This is a genomic window from Streptomyces sp. NPDC054863 (assembly GCF_053610825.1).
The window spans coordinates 1-4501 of record NZ_JBSGZD010000442.1 but is presented as its reverse complement, the minus strand read 5'-3'; the positions used below and the strand labels follow the sequence as shown (position 1 = coordinate 4501).

Sequence of the window (4501 nt, the reverse complement as noted above, 5' to 3'; positions counted from 1 at the left end):
GTGTGATCAGAGGGCCAGAGGGCCAGAGGCGCCGCGGGTCGGAGGGTCAGCGACCCGCCTTGCGCTTGTTCCAGATGTCGAAGCCGACGGCGGCGAGCAGGACCAGGCCCTTGATCACCTGCTGGTAGTCGGTGCCGATGCCGACCAGGGACATGCCGTTGTTGAGGACGCCGAGGACGAGGCCGCCGATGACGGCACCCATGACCGTGCCGACGCCGCCGCTCATCGACGCGCCGCCGATGAACGAGGCGGCGATCGCTTCGAGTTCGAAGTTGAGGCCGGCCTGCGGGGTGCCCGCGTTCAGGCGGGCCGCGTAGACACAGCCCGCGAGGGCGGCCAGGACGCCCATGTTCACGAAGACCAGGAAGGTGACGCGCTTGTCCTTGACGCCGGACAGCTTCGCCGCCGCCTTGTTGCCGCCGAGAGCGTAGATGTGACGGCCGACGACCGCGTTGCGCATCACGTACCCCAGACCGATCAGCAGTACGCACATGATCAGCATGACGACGGGGACGCCGTGGAAGCTCGCCAGGGTGAGGGTGAACGCGATGACGGCGGCGGCGATCGCCACGCACTTGGTGACCCAGAGACTGGTCGGCACGACTTCGAGTTCGTACGCCAACTGGCGCTTGCGGTCGCGGACTTCGCGCAGGATCAGGACCACCAGGGCGAGCAGCCCGAGGAGCAGGGTCGGGTTGTGGTACTGGGTGTACGGGCCCATCTCGGGGATGAAGCCCTTGGCGATGTTCTGGAAGCCCTCGGGGAAGGGAGCGAGGGACTGCCCTTCGAGGACGATCTGCGTCAGGCCGCGGAAGAGCAGCATTCCGGCCAGGGTCACGATGAAGGACGGGATGCCGACATAGGCGATGAAGAATCCCTGCCAGGCGCCCGCGACCGCCCCGATGAGGAGGGAGAGGACCAGGGCCAGGACCCAGGGCATGTCGTGGTTGACCATCATCACGGCGGACATCGCGCCGACGAAGGCGACCAGTGAGCCGACGGAGAGGTCGATGTGGCCGGCGATGATCACGATCATCATGCCGATGGCCAGTATGAGGATGTAGCCGTTCTGCTGGATCAGGTTGGAGACGTTGTTGGGGAGGAGCAGGGTGCCGTCGGTCCAGATCTGGAAGAGGACGACGATGAAGAGCAGGGCGACGAGCATGCCGTACTGGCGCATGTTCGACCGCATGCTGTCGAGGAGCGCGGTGAGGGCCGCCGGGCGCGCGGGCGGGGGCTCGGCGGGCGAGTCCTTGCGGAGGGGTGGGGCGGTGGTCATGGGGGCCTCAGCTTCGGGTCATGGTCGTCGTCATGAGCGGATCGCCGTCATGGTCATGAGCGGATCGCGGTAGTGGTCATGAGAGGGGCGCCGTCGCGGTCATGAGTGGGTCCTCGTCATGTGGCGCATCAGCGATTCCTGGGTGGCGTCCGCGCGGGCGACCTCGCCGGTCAGCCTGCCTTCGGCCATGGTGTAGATCCGGTCGCACATGCCGAGGAGTTCGGGCAGCTCGGAGGAGATGAAGAGCACCGCCTTGCCCGCGGCGGCGAGCTTGTCGATCACCGTGTAGATCTCGAACTTCGCGCCCACGTCGATCCCGCGCGTCGGTTCGTCGAGGATCAGGACATCGGGGTCGGCGTGGATCCACCGGCTCAGGACGACCTTCTGCTGGTTGCCGCCGGAGAGCCGTCCGACCTGCTCGAAGACCGTGGGGGTCTTGATGTTCATGGAGGTGCGGTAGCGCTCGGCGACCTGGCGTTCATGGTGCTCGTCGACCACGCCGCGCCGCCGCATCCCGGACAGGGAGGCGAGGGAGATGTTGCGGTTGATGTTGTCGATGAGGTTGAGGCCGTACTGCTTGCGGTCCTCCGTGACGTACGCGAGGCCCGCCTCGATCGCCGCCGGAACGGTGCGGACGTTCACCTCCCGGCCGCCGACCTCGACCGTACCGGCGACGTACTGGCCGTAGCTGCGCCCGAAGACGGACATCGCGAGCTCCGTCCGGCCGGCGCCCATCAGGCCCGCGATGCCGACGATCTCGCCCCGCCGGACGGTGAGGGAAACGTCGTCGACGACCTTGCGCTGGTGGTCCACCGGGTGGCGGACGGTCCAGCCGGAGACGGCGAGCGCGGTCGTGCCCGCGTCCTCGCCCTCGTACGCACTGCGCTCCGGGAAGCGGTGGTCCAGATCGCGTCCGACCATGGAACGGATGATCTGCTCCTCCGACAACTCGGGTGCGGAGGAAGGAGTCTGACGTACCGTCAATGATTCGATGGTGCGGCCGTCGCGGAGCACCGTCACCGTGTCCGCGATGTGCCGGATCTCGCCGAGCTTGTGCGAAATGATGATGCAGGCGATGCCCTGCTCGCGCAGTTCCAGGATCAGGTCGAGCAGCTTCGCGCTGTCGTCGTCGTTGAGGGCTGCCGTCGGCTCGTCGAGGATGAGGAGCTTCACCTCCTTGGCGAGGGCCTTCGCGATCTCCACCAGCTGCTGCTTGCCCACGCCGATGTCGGCGACCGGAGTCTGCGGCTTCTCGCGCAGCCCGACCCGCTTGAGGAGGGCGCTCGCCCGGTGCAGGGTGTCGTTCCAGTCGATGAACCCGCGCCTGCCGCCGGTCTGTTCATTGCCGAGGAAGATGTTCTCGGCGATGGAGAGATAGGGGACGAGCGCCAGCTCCTGGTGGATGATCACGATGCCGTGCTGCTCACTGGCCCGGATGTCCTTGAACGCCACCGGCTCGCCCTCGAAGAGGATCTCGCCGTCGTACGAGCCGTGCGGGTGGACCCCGCTCAGCACCTTCATCAGCGTCGACTTCCCGGCGCCGTTCTCCCCGCAGATCGCGTGGATCTCGGCGGGGCGGACGGTCAGATTGACGTCGGAGAGCGCCTTGACGCCAGGGAAGGTCTTGGTGATGCCGCGCATCTCCAGGACGGGGCGCGGGTCCAGGGAGGGGAGCGGGTCCAGGAGGACGTCGGGGCCGGTCACTTGAGCTGCCCTGCGGTGAAGTAGCCCTCGTCGACGAGGAGTTGGGTGTTCGACTTGTCGATGTTCACCGGCTTCAGCAGGTAGGACGGCACGGTCTTCTTGCCGTTGTTGTAGTCGGTGACGTTGTTGACCTGCGGCTTCTTGCCGTTCAGCGCGGCGTCTCCCATCGCCACCGCCTGCGCGGCCAGCTTCCGGGTGTCCTTGAAGACGGTCTGCGTCTGCTCGCCGCCGATGATGGACTTCACCGACGCCAGTTCCGCGTCCTGCCCGGTGATGACCGGCAGCGGCTGTGCCTTGGAGCCGTAACCCGCGCTCTTCAGCGCGGAGATGATGCCGATCGAGATGCCGTCGTACGGCGAGAGCACCGCGTCCACCCGCTGCTCGCCGTAGTTCTTGCTGATCAGGTCGTCCATCCGCTTCTGCGCGGTGCCGCCGTCCCAGCCCAGGGTTGTCGCCTGATTCATCTTGTTCTGCCCGCTGCGCACCACGAGTTGACCACTCGTCAGGTACGGCTGGAGGACCTTGAGGGCGCCGCCCCAGAAGTACTTGGTGTTGTTGTCGTCGGGGGAGCCCGCGAACAGCTCGATCGAGTGCTTCTCGCGCTTCGCCGCCTCCGTCGACGGCTCGCCCAGCTTCAGTTTGTCGACGATGTACTTGCCTTGGAGCTCGCCGACCCGCGCGTTGTCGAAGGACGCGTAGTAGTCGACGTACGGGGAGCCCAGGATGAGCCGGTCGTAGCTGATCACCGGGATGCCCGCGTCGTGCGCGCGCTGGAGGACCTCGGTGAGTGCCGAGCCGTCGACCGCGGCGATGACCAGGAGCTTGCGTCCCTTGGTGATCATGTTCTCGATCTGGGCGATCTGGCTCTCGGCCTTGTTGTCGCCGTACTGCAGATCGGTCTGGTACCCGGCATTCTCGAACTGCTTGGCCATGTTCTGGCCGTCGGCGATCCAGCGCTCGGACGCCTTGGTCGGCATGGAGAGCCCGATCGTGCCGCCCTTGCCCGTGTCGGCCTTGTAGCGGCTGCCGCCCCTGGCCTCCTGGCCGCAGGCGGTGAGCGAGACGACGAGCAGGGCTGCCAGGGCAGCGCTGCTCAGGATGCGGGTGTGGCGCATGGGGTCAGTTCCCTTCCGGTACGGCGACTGCGTCGGCAGGCGTGTCGGCGAGTGTGTCGGCGGATGTACGGGTGGCCGCGTCGGTGGGCGTGGTGGGCGTGTCGGCCGGCACGGCGAACCGCCGCAGTGCACCCGGCAGCCGCGACCCCAGCGGCGACATCCCGCCGTCGGCCCCGTGCCGGGCCAGCAGATCAAGCACCAGCCGCCCACGCCGTACCCGTTCGCGGGCGGAGGCAAGCGTGGTGTCGCGCAGTTGGGCGCCGTAGGGGTAGATGCCCGGGGAGCGGCTCAGCCCGAACTTCAGGTACAGGGGGGCGCCGCGTCGGATGAGTTCGGCTGTTTCGTACATGCGGATGTAGCCGCCGAGGTCGTCGGGGGCTTCGATGTAGAGGTCCATGGGGGC

The 4501-nt window shown here is 67.3% G+C and carries 3 protein-coding genes and 1 pseudogene; all 4 read right to left on the bottom strand.

Annotation, left to right across the window (positions count from 1 at the left end):
• Positions 1-46: 46 nt before the first annotated feature.
• Positions 47-1279, bottom strand: a complete 1233-nt coding sequence (gene mmsB, locus ACWGIG_RS37210) for a multiple monosaccharide ABC transporter permease (protein ID WP_453326144.1) — start codon at positions 1277-1279, stop codon at positions 47-49.
• 99 nt (positions 1280-1378) lie between these two features.
• Positions 1379-2920 carry a multiple monosaccharide ABC transporter ATP-binding protein gene (gene mmsA, locus ACWGIG_RS37205; protein WP_453326145.1) on the bottom strand — a complete coding sequence of 514 codons (1542 nt, stop codon included), beginning with the start codon at positions 2918-2920 and terminating at the stop codon, positions 1379-1381.
• A 59-nt stretch (positions 2921-2979) separates the two neighbouring features.
• Complete coding sequence (chvE, locus tag ACWGIG_RS37200; protein ID WP_453326143.1) at positions 2980-4098, bottom strand: multiple monosaccharide ABC transporter substrate-binding protein; 1119 nt, start codon at positions 4096-4098, stop codon at positions 2980-2982.
• A 4-nt stretch (positions 4099-4102) separates the two neighbouring features.
• A pseudogene (locus tag ACWGIG_RS37195) lies at positions 4103-4501 on the bottom strand (hypothetical protein); the annotation flags it as partial.